At 62.6% G+C, this 14,327-nt stretch carries 20 protein-coding genes; 14 read left to right on the top strand and 6 right to left on the bottom strand.

All coding sequences use genetic code 11. The annotated features are described in order from the left end of the window. The first annotated feature begins 199 nt into the window (after positions 1-199). From pal to queC, 4 genes are read left to right on the top strand one after another with little or no spacing between them, the layout of a single operon-like run. Positions 200-709 carry a peptidoglycan-associated lipoprotein Pal gene (gene pal, locus KR767_RS10945; protein WP_166947431.1) on the top strand — a complete coding sequence of 170 codons (510 nt, stop codon included), beginning with the start codon at positions 200-202 and terminating at the stop codon, positions 707-709. 3 nt (positions 710-712) lie between these two features. Continuing rightward, positions 713-1,552, top strand: coding sequence for a tol-pal system protein YbgF (gene ybgF, locus KR767_RS10950; protein ID WP_208392490.1), 840 nt, complete (start codon positions 713-715; stop codon positions 1,550-1,552). Positions 1,553-1,556: 4 nt separating this feature from the next. Beyond that, the gene (gene queE, locus KR767_RS10955; protein WP_250876344.1) at positions 1,557-2,249 is read left to right on the top strand and encodes a 7-carboxy-7-deazaguanine synthase QueE; all 693 of its coding nucleotides are present in this window, start codon (positions 1,557-1,559) and stop codon (positions 2,247-2,249) included. A 22-nt stretch (positions 2,250-2,271) separates the two neighbouring features. Beyond that, positions 2,272-2,955, top strand: a complete 684-nt coding sequence (gene queC, locus KR767_RS10960; RefSeq protein ID WP_250876345.1) for a 7-cyano-7-deazaguanine synthase QueC — start codon at positions 2,272-2,274, stop codon at positions 2,953-2,955. Here queC and KR767_RS10965 read toward each other — a convergent pair. Next, positions 2,946-3,926: an AraC family transcriptional regulator gene (locus KR767_RS10965; RefSeq protein ID WP_166947434.1), complete on the bottom strand. Its 981-nt coding sequence runs from the start codon at positions 3,924-3,926 to the stop codon at positions 2,946-2,948. The genes queC and KR767_RS10965 overlap by 10 nt on opposite strands. Before the next feature lie 102 nt (positions 3,927-4,028). Here KR767_RS10965 and KR767_RS10970 point away from each other — a divergent pair, with 102 nt between their 5' ends. After that, the gene (locus tag KR767_RS10970; RefSeq protein WP_166947435.1) at positions 4,029-5,249 is read left to right on the top strand and encodes an MFS transporter; all 1,221 of its coding nucleotides are present in this window, start codon (positions 4,029-4,031) and stop codon (positions 5,247-5,249) included. A 19-nt stretch (positions 5,250-5,268) separates the two neighbouring features. Here KR767_RS10970 and KR767_RS10975 read toward each other — a convergent pair whose 3' ends face one another. Continuing rightward, positions 5,269-6,936 carry a M4 family metallopeptidase gene (locus KR767_RS10975; protein WP_250876346.1) on the bottom strand — a complete coding sequence of 556 codons (1,668 nt, stop codon included), beginning with the start codon at positions 6,934-6,936 and terminating at the stop codon, positions 5,269-5,271. A 302-nt stretch (positions 6,937-7,238) separates the two neighbouring features. Continuing rightward, positions 7,239-7,976 carry a helix-turn-helix domain-containing protein gene (locus KR767_RS10980; protein WP_250876347.1) on the bottom strand — a complete coding sequence of 246 codons (738 nt, stop codon included), beginning with the start codon at positions 7,974-7,976 and terminating at the stop codon, positions 7,239-7,241. A gap of 114 nt (positions 7,977-8,090) precedes the next feature. Between KR767_RS10980 and KR767_RS10985 the strand changes: the two genes are divergently transcribed. Both KR767_RS10985 and KR767_RS10990 read left to right on the top strand, forming a co-directional pair. Continuing rightward, a complete protein-coding gene (locus KR767_RS10985) occupies positions 8,091-8,651 on the top strand; it encodes an NADPH-dependent FMN reductase (RefSeq protein ID WP_250876348.1) in 561 nt (186 codons plus the stop codon). Then, positions 8,648-8,803 carry a XapX domain-containing protein gene (locus KR767_RS10990; protein WP_166947439.1) on the top strand — a complete coding sequence of 52 codons (156 nt, stop codon included), beginning with the start codon at positions 8,648-8,650 and terminating at the stop codon, positions 8,801-8,803. Before KR767_RS10985 ends, KR767_RS10990 begins: the two co-directional genes overlap by 4 nt. A 57-nt stretch (positions 8,804-8,860) precedes the next feature. On the opposite strand, the gene KR767_RS10995 is transcribed toward KR767_RS10990, so the two are convergent. From KR767_RS10995 to KR767_RS11005, 3 genes are all read right to left on the bottom strand, one after another. Continuing rightward, positions 8,861-9,163, bottom strand: a complete 303-nt coding sequence (locus KR767_RS10995) for a hypothetical protein (protein WP_166947440.1) — start codon at positions 9,161-9,163, stop codon at positions 8,861-8,863. Between the two features lie 36 nt (positions 9,164-9,199). After that, on the bottom strand, positions 9,200-9,475 hold the full coding sequence (locus KR767_RS11000) for a hypothetical protein (RefSeq protein WP_166947441.1): 276 nt from the start codon (positions 9,473-9,475) through the stop codon (positions 9,200-9,202). 221 nt (positions 9,476-9,696) lie between these two features. Then, positions 9,697-10,044 carry a hypothetical protein gene (locus tag KR767_RS11005; protein WP_166947442.1) on the bottom strand — a complete coding sequence of 116 codons (348 nt, stop codon included), beginning with the start codon at positions 10,042-10,044 and terminating at the stop codon, positions 9,697-9,699. Between the two features lie 227 nt (positions 10,045-10,271). Between KR767_RS11005 and KR767_RS11010 the strand changes: the two genes are divergently transcribed. The 7 genes from KR767_RS11010 to KR767_RS11040 all read left to right on the top strand — a co-directional run bounded on the left by KR767_RS11010 (position 10,272) and on the right by KR767_RS11040 (position 14,256). Further along, positions 10,272-10,472, top strand: coding sequence for a hypothetical protein (locus KR767_RS11010; RefSeq protein ID WP_166947443.1), 201 nt, complete (start codon positions 10,272-10,274; stop codon positions 10,470-10,472). 53 nt (positions 10,473-10,525) lie between these two features. After that, a complete protein-coding gene (locus KR767_RS11015) occupies positions 10,526-11,005 on the top strand; it encodes a hypothetical protein (RefSeq protein ID WP_250876349.1) in 480 nt (159 codons plus the stop codon). A gap of 187 nt (positions 11,006-11,192) precedes the next feature. Continuing rightward, a complete protein-coding gene (locus tag KR767_RS11020; protein WP_166947445.1) occupies positions 11,193-11,396 on the top strand; it encodes a hypothetical protein in 204 nt (67 codons plus the stop codon). Further along, the gene (locus KR767_RS11025; protein WP_250876350.1) at positions 11,393-11,863 is read left to right on the top strand and encodes a lysozyme; all 471 of its coding nucleotides are present in this window, start codon (positions 11,393-11,395) and stop codon (positions 11,861-11,863) included. The genes KR767_RS11020 and KR767_RS11025 overlap by 4 nt, the downstream gene beginning before the upstream one ends. Further along, positions 11,860-12,327, top strand: a complete 468-nt coding sequence (locus KR767_RS11030) for a lysis system i-spanin subunit Rz (protein WP_250876351.1) — start codon at positions 11,860-11,862, stop codon at positions 12,325-12,327. Before KR767_RS11025 ends, KR767_RS11030 begins: the two co-directional genes overlap by 4 nt. Positions 12,328-12,838: 511 nt before the next feature. Beyond that, positions 12,839-13,780 (top strand): phage tail tube protein, encoded by a 942-nt coding sequence (locus tag KR767_RS11035; protein WP_250876352.1) that lies wholly within the window; start codon positions 12,839-12,841, stop codon positions 13,778-13,780. Positions 13,781-13,833: 53 nt separating this feature from the next. Continuing rightward, entirely contained in the window at positions 13,834-14,256 is a 423-nt protein-coding gene (locus tag KR767_RS11040) for a hypothetical protein (protein WP_166947449.1), read from the top strand. Positions 14,257-14,327: the final 71 nt, after the last annotated feature.

The following is a 14,327-nucleotide window of genomic DNA, read 5'->3' on the forward strand; positions in this document are numbered from 1 at the left end:
TTCCGCGCCTTTTCCTGCGGACGAACGATTGAAGGAACACCCGGCAGTCGCCTGACGGCGGCTGACGGAGCGAAGGCGTAGGGTGCGGGACAGCGCCCCGTCGACGTGGATGCAAGTAGAAAAACAGCCGGACAACCGGCGGTGTCTGTCCCGAAACCGTAAATCGACTGTCGGAACTCAACTGTTGAAGGAACGTCCCATGAACAAGACCGTTACCATCACCCTGGCCGCCCTGCTCTGCGTTGGCGCGGTCGCTTGCTCCAAGAAGCAGGTCAAGACCCCGCCGGCACAGCCGTCGGAGCCGGTCGCCCAGACCCAGGTCCCCACCAACGACGGTAAGTACCAGCCGTCCGATCTCGACACCGACGCTTGCCTGCGCCAGCGCGTTGTCTACTTCGACTTCGACAAGAACGACGTCAAGCCGGAGTTCCAGCAGATCATCGCCTGCCACGCCAAGTACCTGCGTGACCGTCCGCAGTCCGCCATGACCCTCGAAGGCAACACCGACGAGCGTGGCACCCGCGAGTACAACCTGGGCCTCGGCGAGCGTCGTGGCAATGCCGTCTCCAGCGCCCTCCAGGCTGCTGGTGGTTCGGCCAGCCAGCTCAACGTGACCAGCTACGGTAAGGAAAAGCCGGTCTGCCGTGAGCACAACGAAGACTGCTGGTCCAAGAACCGTCGCGTTGAGATCGTCTACACCGCGAAGTAAGTAATGAAGAAGACTCTGGCTAACAGTTTCACGGCCAGGCTTGGCGTGGCGGGCGCGATTGCGTCCGCCACGCTTTTTGCACTGCCCGCCATCGCCCAGGATCGCCTCAGCCTCGCCGACCGCGTGTCGCGGCTTGAGCAGCAGAGCCAGGCCAACGCCGGCAACACCTCGCTGGTCAACCAGGTCAACGACCTGCAACAGCAGCTGTCGCAGCTGCAGGGCCAGATCGAGGAGCTGCAGCACCAGAACCAGCAACTCCAGGATTCGCAGAAGGCACAGTACGCGGACGTCGATTCGCGCCTGGGTCGTCTGGAAAAGGGCGGTGCTCCCGCCCAGGCTCCGGCCACCGCACCGGCGCCGCAGGCTTCCGCTCCGGCTCCGGCCGCTCAGCAGCAGCCGCAGGCCGCTGCTCCGGCACCTGCCGCCGCGTCCAGCAGCCCGGGGCAGGCCGCGCCTGCCGAGCAGGCCGCCTACGATGCCGCGTTCAAATCCCTGCGTGGGGGTGATTACGTCACGGCCTCGCGCGGTTTCCGTGATTTCCTCACCAAGTACCCGGACAGTCCGCTCGCACCCAACGCCTATTACTGGCTGGGCGAGTCGTACTACGTGACCATGAACTACCCGGTGGCCATCGAGGCGTTCCAGCGCCTGGTGAAGCAGTTTCCGCAGAGCGAGAAGGTCTCCGATGGCCTGCTCAAGGTCGGCTATTGCCAGATCGAGCTCAAGCAGCAGGATGCCGCCATTGCCACGCTGAAGCAGGTCACCACCAAGTATCCGGGTACCAAGGCCGCAGGCCTCGCACAGGAACGCCTGCGCCGCCTGCAGCGCCAGACGGCCAACTGATCCCATGAACGGCAACACCGCAACTCCGGCGGGCGTTCCGCCGGTCGCTCCCGTCCGGGAGCGCCTGCGGATCACCGAGATATTCCACTCCGTGCAGGGCGAGGCCGATGCCATCGGCTGGCCCACGGTCTTCGTGCGCCTTACCGGCTGCCCGCTCCGCTGCGTGTGGTGCGACACCGAGTATTCCTTCCACGGTGGCCAGTGGCACGACATCGACGACATCGTGGCCCAGGTGGCCAGCTATGGCGCGCGCCATGTCTGCGTCACCGGCGGCGAGCCGCTGTCGCAGAAGCGCTGCCTTATCCTGCTGCGCAAGCTGTGCGATGCGGGGCATGACGTATCGCTGGAGACCTCCGGCGCCATCGATGTCTCCAGCGTCGATCCGCGCGTGCGCAAGGTCATGGACCTCAAGGCGCCGGATTCCGGCGAGAGTGCGCGCAACCTGTGGTCCAACCTCGACCACCTGCTGCCGCACGACCAGGTCAAGTTCGTGATCGCCAGTCGCGGCGACTTCGAATGGTCGCGCGACGTGGTTCGCGAGCATGCGCTCGACCGCAAGGTGATGCCGCTGTTCTCCCCGGTCTGGGGCAAGGTGCAGCCGCGCGAGCTCGCCGAATGGATCATCGAAGAACGACTGCCGGTGCGTTTCCAGCTGCAGCTGCACAAGCTGCTATGGAACGACGCCGCCGGTCATTGAGTAATTTCTACAAGGGCTAGCCATGAATACCTCGAACACTCCCCGCAAGGCCGTCATCCTCGTCTCTGGCGGCATGGATTCCGCGGTCACGATCGCGATGGCCCGTGAGCAGGATTTCGAGGTGTATGCGCTCAGTGTCGCCTATGGCCAGCGCCACAGCTCCGAGCTGGAAGCCTCCGAGCGTGTATCGAACATGCTCGGCGCCAAGCGTCACAAGACCGTGCACGTGGACCTGCGCAGCATCGGAGGCTCGGCACTCACCGACGACATCGACGTGCCGGCCGACGGCGGCGAAGGCATCCCGGTGACCTACGTGCCGGCGCGCAACACCATCATGCTGTCCATCGCGCTGGGCTGGGCCGAAGTGCTCGGTTCCACCGACATCTTCTGCGGCGTCAACGCTGTGGATTACTCCGGCTATCCGGATTGCCGCCCGGCCTTCATCGACGCGTACGAAGCGCTGGCCAACGTTGCCACCAAGGCAGGCGTGGAAGGCGCGGGGATCCGCATCCATGCACCGCTCATGCACATGGGCAAGGGTGACATCGTGCGCGAGGGCGTACGCCTGGGCGTGGACTTCTCGCAGACGGTGAGCTGCTACAACGCCGACGACGAAGGTCGCGCCTGCGGCCATTGCGATGCCTGCCGCCTGCGTGCGGAAGGCTTCGCCAAAGCCGGCGAGAAGGACACCACGCGTTACGTGTGAGCTTCGGTCTGCCGCGCCGAACGCGCGGCGCCCGGCGGATAACCCAGCGTGCGCTTGAATGCACGGCTGAACGCGGCCAGTGAACCGTAGCCAAGACGGAAGGCCACGCTTTCGATCGGTTCGCGTGCGTGACCGATCCACTGCGCGGCCAGTCGCATGCGCAACTCGGTGAGATAGCGAACCGGCGTCATGCCGGTGACGGCGAGAAAGCGCTCGGCGAACACCGAGCGCGACGTGCCCATTTCATCGGCCAGTTCTGCCACGGTCCAGTTGCGCCCCGGCTCGCGGTGCAGCGCGACGATGACCTTGCCAAGGCGCGGATCGCGCAGGGCTTCCACCCATCCGGTGGCATCGCCGCAGCCGCATTCCACCCAGCCGCGCACGATAAAGGCCGAGACCACGTCGGCAAGACGGGCAAGAATGCCGGCGAAGCCAGCGCGACGTGTAAGCGACTCACGCTCCATGGCCGCAAGCATCGCGCATAGCTCCGGGTAGCGATCGAGCAGGGTGCCGACCAGCATCACCTCGGGCATCGAGCTCACCAGCATCTGCATGCTGCCCAGGTCGAACTCCATGCATGCGCTGAAAAGAAGCGCGCCATCGTGCTCTACCGGGACATCCTTCTGTGCACAACTTTCCACGGTGGGGCAGATGGGCACGCTGTGGAAGATCGAGAGATCCTTGCAGGGTGATACGTCGGGAGACGACAGGATCTGGTGCTCGCCACCGCGCGGCAGCAGCACTGCGTCTCCCGTATTCAGTTCATAGAGCTGGCCCGATGCACTGCGCAGCCAGACCGGCCCCTGGCCCACGAAATGAAACTGTGCCCGGTCCGGCAGCTCGCCGAAGTCGAGCCCGAACGGTCGCGGCATCTCCACGCGACGGTATTTCACGCCCACCAGCCGCATGCCCAGCAGGAGTTCGCTGGCGGGGTCGGCATCGGCAGGCGGCTGGGAAACGTAGGCGACCATGGGTGTTCCGGACGATAGATCAATAAGTGCGGATTCTATGTCATAGACCGTCCGGCTGCGCGCCCCTAAACTAACCTCAGTCTTTTCTCATTCCCTATAGCCATGAATCCAGCCATTTCCTCCCCGGAAGGCGGCGTCGCGCCCGAAAAAGCCAACTGGGCAGCCGTGTTTTCCATGACCCTCGGTGTGTTCGGCCTGGTAACGGCCGAATTCCTGCCCGCAAGCCTCCTCACTCCCATGGCTGCCAGCCTCGGGGTGACCGAGGGCGTGGCCGGCCAGACGGTGACGGTGACCGCCGTCGTCGCCATGATCGCCAGCCTGTTCACCGCCTCGGCTACCCGTAACCTCAACCGGCGCTACGTGCTGCTGGGCTTTTCGGTGCTATTGCTCGCCTCCAACTTCATGGTGGCCTTTGCGCCGAGCCTGCCGGTAGTGCTCGCTGCACGCGTGGTGCTTGGTATCGCACTGGGTGGCTTCTGGACGATGGCGGCGGCCACGACCATGCGCCTGGTGCCGGAGGCGTACATTCCGCGCGCGCTGTCCATCCTCTTCAGCGGCGTTTCGCTGGCGACCATCGCGGCAGCACCGCTGGGCAGCTATTTCGGCGGCCTGATCGGCTGGCGTGCGGTGTTCCTGATCGCGGCGGGCATCGGTGCCGTGGCCTTTGCTTGGAAGCTTGTCGCGCTGCCGAGCATGGCATCGAACGGCAATACCAACCTGGGCACGCTGGTGCAGGTGCTGAAGCGCCAGGGCGTGGCACGCGGCATGTTTGCCTGCATCCTGGTGTTCACCGGGCACTTCGCGTTCTTCACTTACCTGCGCCCGTTCCTTGAAACGGTGACCGGTGTCAGCGTCAACGGGCTGTCGGCGATCCTGCTGGGTTTCGGTGTCGCGAACTTCGTAGGCACGTCACTGACCGGTCTGCTGCTGGAGCGCAGTCTCTGGGTGACGCTGGTGATCATGCCTTTCGGTATGGCCTTGATTGCACTGATGCTGATCGCTTCTGGCACCATGCCGATGTTCCACGCCGTGATGGTGTCGCTGTGGGGCATGGCCTTCGGTGCCATTCCCGTCGCGTGGACCACCTGGGTCACGCGTATCGTGCCGGATGAAGCGGAGAGTGGCGGCGGCCTGATGGTAGCGGCGGTACAGCTTGCCATCACCACGGGTGCGGCCATGGGTGGCGTGGTCTTCGACGCGGCCGGTGTAAAGGCGGTGTTCCTCGCCAGCGCGCTCGTGTTGTTGCTTGCAACGCTGGTGATCTCGCTCGGCTTCCGTGCGCACACCACGTTCGATACCGTGGCCGAAGACGGGGCGGCATAAGCCGCCCCGCGTTTCCCGCTTAGTTGACCGACACCGCGCTCCATGCGGTGGCAACAGCCTGCGACTCCGTGGAATTCGCACCATAGAGATCGTTCGCCGCCTTGATGGTGGCAGCACGTGCATCGGGATAGGTGCTTGTCGAGGTGAAGTACACGCTCAGCGCGCGGTACCAGATCTTGCCCGCCTTATCCCGGCCGATACCGGCGAAGCTGGTGTTGCCGTTGCAGACCAGATCCTTCGGCTGGTAGTTGAAGCCGCTCGGCACCACCGGGCCTTCCGCCAGCAGGTAGAAGAAGCGGTTGCCCACACCCGAGCTGTAGTGCGGATCGTAGACGCCGCCCTGGGTGGTCTTCGAGGCAGTGAAGCCGCCCGACGGATAGCAGCTGAACGAGCGGCCGTCGGCGTCCTGCTTGAACATCAGGCGCAGTGCCTTCGTGCCGTTCGGGTTGCTGGAATACACCGCTTCGCCAATCAGGTAGTTGCCCGGATGCCCCGGCACGTTGGCGTTGAACTCGACCAGCGTGCCGAGGATGTCGGAGTTAGCCTCGTTGAGACCGCCGCTATCCTTCACGCTGTAGTAGCCGAGGTTGGCCGTGGCGCTGTTCACGCCATGGCTCATTTCATGGCCGGCCACATCGAGTGCCACCAGCGGCAGGTAACCCTGGCTGATGTTGCCGTCGCCGTAGTACATGCTCTTCGTGCTGGCATACCAGAATGCATTGACGTAGTTCTGGCCGACATGCGCGTACGACTTCACGCCCTTGCCGTCGTTGAAGATGCCGGTACGTCCATGCACGTTCTTGTAGTAATCCCACGTGGCGGCGACGCCGAAGTAGATATCCGCACCCACCGTGGCACGGTCGGACGTGGCGTTGTTGCCCCACGTGTTGGTGGTGCTGGTATACAGCGTGGCCGACGAGGTGTTGAAGACATCCGACGGATTGTGCGCATCGTAGGTGGCGCCATTGCCGCGCGACGGATCGACCAGCTGGAAGCCGCCACTCACCGAATTCGTGGTGATGCTGACATTGCCCAGCGTAAGCGACTTGCCCGTGCCCTGGGCCGCTGCCGTTTCCACCTGGTCGTCAAGGCCGAGGATCGTGCCGGTCTGCGCATCCACGTAGTAGATGATGTCGCCGATGGGCACGCCGTCGTTACGTTCGCCGAGCACATGCACCTGATAAGCGAGGGTCGGCGCAACGCCACGTGCATACAGTGCCAGCGACGTTTCCGGCACGCCATTGATGTCGCCCGGGAAGGCGGCGGCCGCTTCGACACGCGCCTGGTCGGCGCTGATCTTCGGCGTCACCGAAGGACGCTTCGCGGTGGCGAGCTTCATGCTCACGCTGTTGAGCACGCCGCTGCGCGAGTGCGAAACAACATCGCCGCCAATGACAGGAAGACCACCGAAGAAGCGATCGAGTCGTACGTGCTCCGTGCCATCGGCATCCACGATGACATCGCGGGCCTTGAACTGGTCGGAACCGGACGTCGCCTGTGACGTCGAAAGTGACAGCGTCCTTGCCGAGCGCGACAGATTGGTCGCAGGCAGGCTGAAGCTGTCAGGATGAGCGTTGACGAGGCTGAGGGCCCGGTCGATGACGGCCTGGCGATCAACGTCGGCGGCAGACGCCGAACCGACGATGCCGAACACGGCAGCGGTAAGCAAGGTAATACGAAGTCGCATACTTCCTCCCTAGATGGACATGTGCGCGTCACGGCCTCGCATGTACCGTGGGCACGTATGGGCGTCGGCCCCCACCGACGCGAAATCGCGGATCAGTCGATCCGCGGGCATCGAGGATGGCATGGCGGGGATCATGAAAAACGCCCTTGTCGTTTCCGTGGAAGAACGACCTGTTCCCTGTAGCGGGGTAGGGTATTCGTGATTTCTTGCGTTATGCAAAGGGATCAAATGCACAAAAACGGCGACCAGGTTATCTCGCGAAACGTAGGGATATCCGGGCTTCGTCGAAAGCTTCGGCTCGATTAAAGCCCGAGCTCCTTAAGATATTCGCCGGGCGGTACACCCATGAGGCGCGCGAAGGCCGTGGAGAAACTACTGGCACTGCGATATCCCACATCCAGTGCCACTGCGATCAGTGGCTCTCCCTGGATCATGTGCTCGATGGCCATCACCACTCGCATGCGATCACGCCACTGGCGGAAACCAAGGCCGGTATCCTCCTGAAACTTTCGCGCCAGCGTGCGCTCGCTCGTGCCGACGCGCACCGCCAGTTCGGCAAGTGATTCGGACGAAGCAGGATGCTCGCGCAGATAGCGAGTGATGCTTCGTACGCGTTTGTCGCTGCCGTCAGGTATCGAAAGCATCGAACCTGCCTTGTACTGCTCCAGCTGAACGACCAGAAGCTCGCGTATGAGATCGCGTTCGCGATCATCCGCGATGCCCAGCCATGCCGTTCGCTTGACCAGTTCAAGGGCGAGGCCCGACAGGGGTAACAGCACGCAATGGTCGGGCAGCGCCCGTGCGTCCGCGGCCGGCAGATGCATGCGGATCAGTTCGCACACCTTTGGATAACTGGCCGCGTGCTCGTGCCGGGGTGGTACCCACACAGCCGTGCCCGGTGTCGCCAGATGCCATCCGGCGTGGTCCTGGATGCGGACCGTCCCATCAAGTGCGAGCGTGAGCTGGCCCTCGTGATGCGTGTGCAGATGAACCTCTGCGCCCGCGGGGTGGGTAACCCTGTTAGCACGGAAAACGGGCATGGCGGGAGTCGAGGGCATCGTGACCGGGCGACAAAACGATTTGGCCGATTGGCGAAATAAAGGCTTCTTTGTTTCGCCTAACGTACTCCCATCGTCTACCAAAGGTAAATCGTCATGTGCCCCACCCGTATTCTCGGTATCTCCGGGAGCCTGCGCTCCGGCTCGCACTCCGATGGCATCCTGGCCAGCATTGCCGACATGCTTCCGGATAACGTCGCCTGGTCCACGCTGGACATCGGCGAACTGCCGCACTACAACGCCGACCTCGAGGCCAGCGCACTTCCGGCGGCCGTACTACAGGCGCGTGCCAGGGTAGAGGCTGCTGCCGCGGTTGTCCTCGCCGTACCCGAATATAACCACGGCATTCCCGGTGTACTGAAGAACACCCTGGACTGGCTCTCGCGTCCGGTCAGGGCCAGCTGCATGATGGGTAAGCCGGTATTCTTCGTCACTCAGTCGGCAGGTACGCTCGGTGGTGTACGCGCTCAATGCCAGCTGCGTGAAACACTGGCCTCGATGTTGTGTGAACTGCCGCCCATGAAAGAAATGGTAGTAACGCATGCAGGCGAAAAGATTCGTGGCGGACGCATCTGCGACGAAACCACTGCGCAGTTCATCGAGGCCCAGCTGCTCGCCTTTCTCGATCGCTATGTCCCTCTCGGAGAGATCGCATGACCACGGCCTTGATCGCACTCGCGACCGGACTCGTAGTCGGCGCCCTGTTCGCCTGGCTGCGTCTTCCGATTCCCGCACCGGCAAGCCTCCCCGGCATTGTCGGCGCCGTAGGCTGTTTCCTCGGTAGCGTCATCGTCCAGTCCTTCCGCTGAACACGACGCATAGTGGGGATGTCGCGCGCAAGGCGCACTCCTGCAAGAGCGGTCCCGTCAGCCCAGGCGGCGCGTCGGCTTGACGCGGTGACGATGATGCGTGCCTCCGCGTATGCGGCGGCGCTTTACGGCATCTTCAAGATCTTCTTCGATGCGTTCTGCGAGGTCGTCGCCATCACGCGTGTAGATGCCGACCAGTTCGTCATCGGGAGCCGTACCCGGATATTCGACCGTCACCATGCCATCGGGTCCCACGCAGACGGCCCGCGCGGATTCAAAGGTAAGAATCGCCGCCGCCGCACGACTGGCGCAGGTCGCCGTGGTGTGCTTGCCCAGGCGGCCGCAGTGTCGTTCACTCATCTCATGCTCCATGGCTGGCGTTTTCGATGCCAGAGTTCAGATCGAATACCTGTCGATGGCGGTTTCCACGGAGTCGCGATCGATGCGTTCGTGAGTCATCGTCGTGAGCTTCGCGACGATTTCTTCCATGTGCTCGTCAATGATGGTGTCAAAGACCACGGCTACGTCACGGGGATGGGCTTCCACCAGCGAGCCGTCGCGCAATTCCACGTCGAATGGCAGCCGAAGGAAGTTCTCGTTACCGCGTCCGGATGCAGGCGGTGCGAACGGAGCGAGCGCTTTCGCCAGGGTCGGGTGCATGCCCTTCATCATGATTCTCTCCCGTAACCGACCGGGACGGTCGGTGCGAAAATAGAATACGAAATGCATAAATTGACGTCAATACGATTTGTATAAAATCACGTCAAACGGTATGCGTACTGCATAGTTTGTTTATGCTGCGTTCACTAAAAAGCGTGACTTGTCATAAAGAGAGCGGTTTTACCTTGCTTCCGCAACCGCGGAAGTCCGTAAGGTGACAGCGCTCCTTTGGGCTACTTCGACGTGCCGGAGCCCCCCCGCATGGCCCGGACCATCGCCAGAACGGCCTGCTGCTGCTCATCGCTGAGCCCGCGCATCTCGCGCGCCGTCGCTGCTGGCAGCTTTTCTTCCACGAGCTCCACCTGACCCTCGGTGATCGAGTCCAGATCGGTCTGGAGTACGTCCAATAGTGCTTTCAGCTCTTCCATATCCCAGCGCGACCCCCTGGTGCCGTTGAACCATGACGCGACGGTGGAGTAAGCACGCTCGATGCCGCGGCGGCTGAGTTCCGCCAGTACATCGTCGTTCTTGAGTCCGAGGGCGTCTCGCCGTGCTGTGAGATTCGCAGATATCTTGCTCATAGATTGAGACGCTTGGTACGCGCGGCTTTCAGGGGTGGTTCCCAGCCTAAGCGCGGGCTTGCATTCGTATTATACGATATGTATTGTTATTCACGATGCGAATCGTATAAATAAGGTTCGCGAAGGACAGGACGATCGACTGCAGCGATGCCGGACCTGTCGATACCGCGCGGGCCGCTCCACAGCGACGTCCCGCGTCGATTCCACTCCATTGTCCGGAGAACGCCATGGACGATCTTGATCGCGCCGAATCCTATGAATCCATCGCGCGGGAAGCCGCGCTCCACCGTCACGCGGCACGTCCCCGCTTCATTCCCGACTGCGAAGCCTGCGGCGTGGTTCCCGCCCATGTCACCTCCACGGGCGTGACATGGCGCTTCTGCTCCGACTGCGCCGAAGAACACCTGAAGAAACGACGCGACGCCTGATTCCCTACACGGCAGGCCTGCATGACGACGTACCCATCGAGAAGGAGAGAGCCATGACGATTTCAAGCGACGTTTCCCATGCGTCATTCCGCGAGCGGGTGCATGCGCTGGTGGGGCATACGACATGGCGCGAGTCTTCCGGTGGCGGCCCACGCTACCGCAACGGCATTCCCGGCGATCACATGATCGCCGCGGCGCTTTCCTTCGGCCGTGCGCATGCCGAGGATATCGGCCCGGACATCGCATTCGACATCGCGACGGGGAGGGCAGGTCACTACGGTCGTGTCTGTGCGGCCCTGGGCAACGCCCTCGGTCGCGATCGTTCAGTGCTGGTGCGACGAAATCGCGCGTGCCTGGGTCACGTGAGCATGGCGGCTTATCATGTCGTGATGGGTAACCCGTGCCCGGCCATGCCTGCCGGCATAGCCGAAGCCGACTGGCGCAACCTCGTCGCCGCCGGCGCCTGTGTGCTCGAACGCATGGCGGAAGATGCACTGGCACTCGCAGCGCGAAAGGCGCGTTTCGCCGCGTAGGCAAACCACGCTTGACAAGGTTTCAAACTGCGAGAAACTTTCACCATCGACTTCATATGCCCCGCCTTCGCGGGGCTTTTTTTTGGCCGCCCCATCGCGCAGCCCCGATATCCCCACCCGTCACGTCACGACCCGAGGTCGTGACGCATCTTGTGCGAGTTCGACTCGCTCCATTACCGGGAGCACCATGATCACTAAGGACCTGGCGGCCGAATCCGGCGTTGCCCTGGCAAGACTTACCCCACCCGCTGCCGTCGTCACCGCCTCAGCCAGCGGTTACTCACTGCAGGACTGGACCTATATCGGCACCCTGGCCTTCCTGCTCATGCAGGGCGCCTACCTCGCCTGGAAATGGTGGAGGGAATGGCACTACAAGAGGCTGGCGCCATGAACGGCCGCTGGCTCGGAACCGTGACGGCCGTTGTGGTGACGGCAGCCGTTGCACTGGTCGCGCAGTTCGAAGGTACACGCTACGTGGCCTATCCCGATCCGGCCACTCGCGGTGCACCGTGGACCATCTGCAAAGGGCATACACGCAACGTCAAGGAAGGCGACACTGCGACGCGGAAGCAGTGCGACGATTGGCTTCGTGAGGATCTGGACGAAGCCAACGACGCGATCAACCGCTGTATATCGGTTCCACTCAACGACAACCAGCGGGCGGCCCTGATGTCGGCCGTGATGAATGCCGGGCCATCGCTGGTTTGCGGATCGAGTCTCCAGCGAAAGGCGAATGCCGGCGATCTGATGAGCATGTGTGGGGAACTGTTGAGATGGATTTACGCAGACGGGCGCGTGCTGCCTGGCCTGGTGAGGCGTCGTTCTGAGGAACGTGCCCTATGTGAGCGCAAGCCATGACCAGCGTTCGCATCGCAGGAACCGCAGGCTTCCTTCTTTGTATCGCGCTGGCTTATACAGCCGGGCACCGAATCGAAAGTCTTCGCGCTGACGCACAACTGGCCGCGTTCCAGAAACGTGCCGCCGAAGAACGGGATGTGGCAAACCAGGCCCAGCTACAGCGGGAACGGAACCAGGCGGCTGCCTTCGACCAGGTGGCCGCCCACTACGAGGAAGAACGGCAACATGCAAAGACCGAAGCTGATCGCGTCATCGCCGATCTTCGCGCTGGCACTCTGCGCCTGCGCGACCGCTGGGCCACCCAGATGCTCGCCGGCAAAGCCCTGGCTGCCACCCGTGCCGCGGGAACTGATGCAGGCACCGCAGACCGAGCGCAAAGTGCGGGACGAATTGTTCGATCCGCCGCCGAATGCGACGCACAAGTCCGTGGACTCCAGTCCATTCTGACGAAGGAAAGAGAATGAACGATGCATCATTGAAGGAGCTGCTAGCGAACCAGCGCCTGCACGTGCGGGGAAAGTCGTTCGCCAGCGCGAAAATGGAATTTCTTTGTATAGAAAGCACCAAGGCCCGCATGCGTTCCCAGGGGATACGTATCCCGCCTGCGATGGCATCCGTGGATCACCGGAGGCGACGCGGAAAATCGTCCGTTCAGGGTGTTGACAAGGTTTAGATCTGCGCGAGAATTTCATCGTGGGGTGATTTCGTCACCGGACCACGGCATTTGCGATACCCGACGAACTATCGTCCCTGAACCCGCCTTTGCGGGTTTTTTATTGCCTGTCTGGTCAAGAACGGACCCGAGGCTTCGCTGAAACGATGTCCTTCTCGCCTCATCCACAGGCGAGACGGCCGTTGCCATCGAGCGATACATCGCTCGCTCTCCTTCCGGCCGTGAGGCTGGTCTTCCACATGCCTTCCCATCCCCATGGACGGGTGGCTTCGCGTCATCTCTTTATTCGGGAGAATTCGTACATGACTGCTGGCATTGCCGCATCGGGCGCTCGCGCCGCTTACTATTTCGTCCTCGAGAACGCCGACGGCACCACGCCTGCCACCCCGGCGTTCAAGCCCCTCCGACTCACCCAGAACGGCCTGGTGGAACAGGCCAACGAGATCCAGTCCAATGAACTGGCGGCGGACCGCCACCGTCGTTCGGCACGCCGGGGCGCCACGAGCGTCAGCGGTGATATTGCCGCCGAACTGTCCTACGGTTCGTTCGACGACCTGCTCGAAGCCGCGTTCTGTGGCACCTGGGCTTCGGACGTACTGAAGACTGGCGCGACACGGCGTAGCTTCGCCATCCTCAAGCGCAACCTCGATATCAATGTCGACACGATCTATCGCGGCTGCCAGATCAACCAGCTGAAGTTCGCCTGTCCGCTGCAGGAGAAGATCACGGTGACGTTCTCGGTTGTCGGCAAGGCAGAAGAGTCGTACACCGTGCCGGCAGGTGCCACGTTCGCCACGCCGTCCACCAGCGACTACATGACCACCTTCGAAGGTTCGCTCGATCTCGATGCCGCTCCGCTGGGTGCCGCGACCGAACTGAACATCACGCTCGCCAACAACATCGAAGCCAAGTATGGCCTGTTCAAGCGTCCCGCCTATGCGATGAAGATCGGCATGATCGACGTGACCGGCGATCTCTCCGCATACATCGAAGATGCGGCGCTCAAGGACAAGTACCGCAACGAAGTCGACACGGCGATGGTCGTCACCATGGCCGACAAGGCCAGTGGCGGCAACAGCTACGTGCTGACCCTGCCGCGCGAGCGCTTCACTTCGGCGAAGGACACCTTCAATGCCGACGACCTCGGTGTCCAGCAGCTCAACTTCCGCTCCCTGTATGACGCAACCTCCACGACGGAACTGATGATCCGACGCGTGGCGGCGGCTGCACCGGGCGGTAACTGACGGGCCCCGCGGGCCCGGTCGACCGACATCAACCTCTCATCATGGATTACGACGTGACCGACACCACCCACCTCGCAACGGTCGCAGCCGATATGGCTGCCTTCGCTACCCGAAAAGTCTCCAACGAAGGCATCCGCCTGCCGCTGGCCTTGCCTGACGGTACGCCGAGTGATCGCTACCTGGTCGTCCGCAACTATCGTTGCGATGCCTATCGGGCCAAGCTCAACCAGATCCGCGATCGCATCGCGGAGCATGGCAAGGCCAGCGATGCACAGCACGAAGCCGATCGCGTGGCGCTCATTTCCAGTCTCATCTCAGGCTGGAACTTCGAAATGCCGTGTACGCCGGAGAACGTGGCGGCTTTCCTGGCCGAAGCGCAGCTGGTCGCGGAACAGGTGGATCGCGTCGCCATGGAGGACGAGCGTTTTTTCGGCAAAGGTTCGACACCTTCCTCCGATGGATCGAAGGTGAACTGAAGCTCGACCGGGTCCGCGGCACGCGGACCATCCGGCAACACCTCCATGCGCACTGGAAAACCACCGGCAGG

The organism is Luteibacter anthropi, assembly GCF_023699965.1.
Classification (GTDB): Bacteria; Pseudomonadota; Gammaproteobacteria; order Xanthomonadales; family Rhodanobacteraceae; genus Luteibacter; species Luteibacter anthropi.

Excerpts from the sequence above, each read along its gene's own strand:
- KR767_RS10970 (WP_166947435.1), top strand. The coding sequence starts at position 4,029 with ATGAATCCAGCCATTTCCTCCCCGGAAGGCGGCGTCGCGCCCGAAAAA.
- KR767_RS11035 (WP_250876352.1), top strand. The coding sequence starts at position 12,839 with ATGACTGCTGGCATTGCCGCATCGGGCGCTCGCGCCGCTTACTATTTC.
- queC (WP_250876345.1), top strand. The coding sequence starts at position 2,272 with ATGAATACCTCGAACACTCCCCGCAAGGCCGTCATCCTCGTCTCTGGC.
- KR767_RS10990 (WP_166947439.1), top strand. The coding sequence starts at position 8,648 with ATGACCACGGCCTTGATCGCACTCGCGACCGGACTCGTAGTCGGCGCC.
- ybgF (WP_208392490.1), top strand. The coding sequence starts at position 713 with ATGAAGAAGACTCTGGCTAACAGTTTCACGGCCAGGCTTGGCGTGGCG.
- KR767_RS11000 (WP_166947441.1), bottom strand. The coding sequence starts at position 9,475 with ATGATGAAGGGCATGCACCCGACCCTGGCGAAAGCGCTCGCTCCGTTC.
- pal (WP_166947431.1), top strand. The coding sequence starts at position 200 with ATGAACAAGACCGTTACCATCACCCTGGCCGCCCTGCTCTGCGTTGGC.
- KR767_RS10965 (WP_166947434.1), bottom strand. The coding sequence starts at position 3,926 with ATGGTCGCCTACGTTTCCCAGCCGCCTGCCGATGCCGACCCCGCCAGC.
- KR767_RS10980 (WP_250876347.1), bottom strand. The coding sequence starts at position 7,976 with ATGCCCGTTTTCCGTGCTAACAGGGTTACCCACCCCGCGGGCGCAGAG.
- KR767_RS11030 (WP_250876351.1), top strand. The coding sequence starts at position 11,860 with ATGACCAGCGTTCGCATCGCAGGAACCGCAGGCTTCCTTCTTTGTATC.
- KR767_RS11020 (WP_166947445.1), top strand. The coding sequence starts at position 11,193 with ATGATCACTAAGGACCTGGCGGCCGAATCCGGCGTTGCCCTGGCAAGA.
- queE (WP_250876344.1), top strand. The coding sequence starts at position 1,557 with ATGAACGGCAACACCGCAACTCCGGCGGGCGTTCCGCCGGTCGCTCCC.
- KR767_RS10975 (WP_250876346.1), bottom strand. The coding sequence starts at position 6,936 with ATGCGACTTCGTATTACCTTGCTTACCGCTGCCGTGTTCGGCATCGTC.
- KR767_RS11010 (WP_166947443.1), top strand. The coding sequence starts at position 10,272 with ATGGACGATCTTGATCGCGCCGAATCCTATGAATCCATCGCGCGGGAA.
- KR767_RS10985 (WP_250876348.1), top strand. The coding sequence starts at position 8,091 with ATGTGCCCCACCCGTATTCTCGGTATCTCCGGGAGCCTGCGCTCCGGC.
- KR767_RS11005 (WP_166947442.1), bottom strand. The coding sequence starts at position 10,044 with ATGAGCAAGATATCTGCGAATCTCACAGCACGGCGAGACGCCCTCGGA.
- KR767_RS11025 (WP_250876350.1), top strand. The coding sequence starts at position 11,393 with ATGAACGGCCGCTGGCTCGGAACCGTGACGGCCGTTGTGGTGACGGCA.
- KR767_RS11015 (WP_250876349.1), top strand. The coding sequence starts at position 10,526 with ATGACGATTTCAAGCGACGTTTCCCATGCGTCATTCCGCGAGCGGGTG.
- KR767_RS10995 (WP_166947440.1), bottom strand. The coding sequence starts at position 9,163 with ATGAGTGAACGACACTGCGGCCGCCTGGGCAAGCACACCACGGCGACC.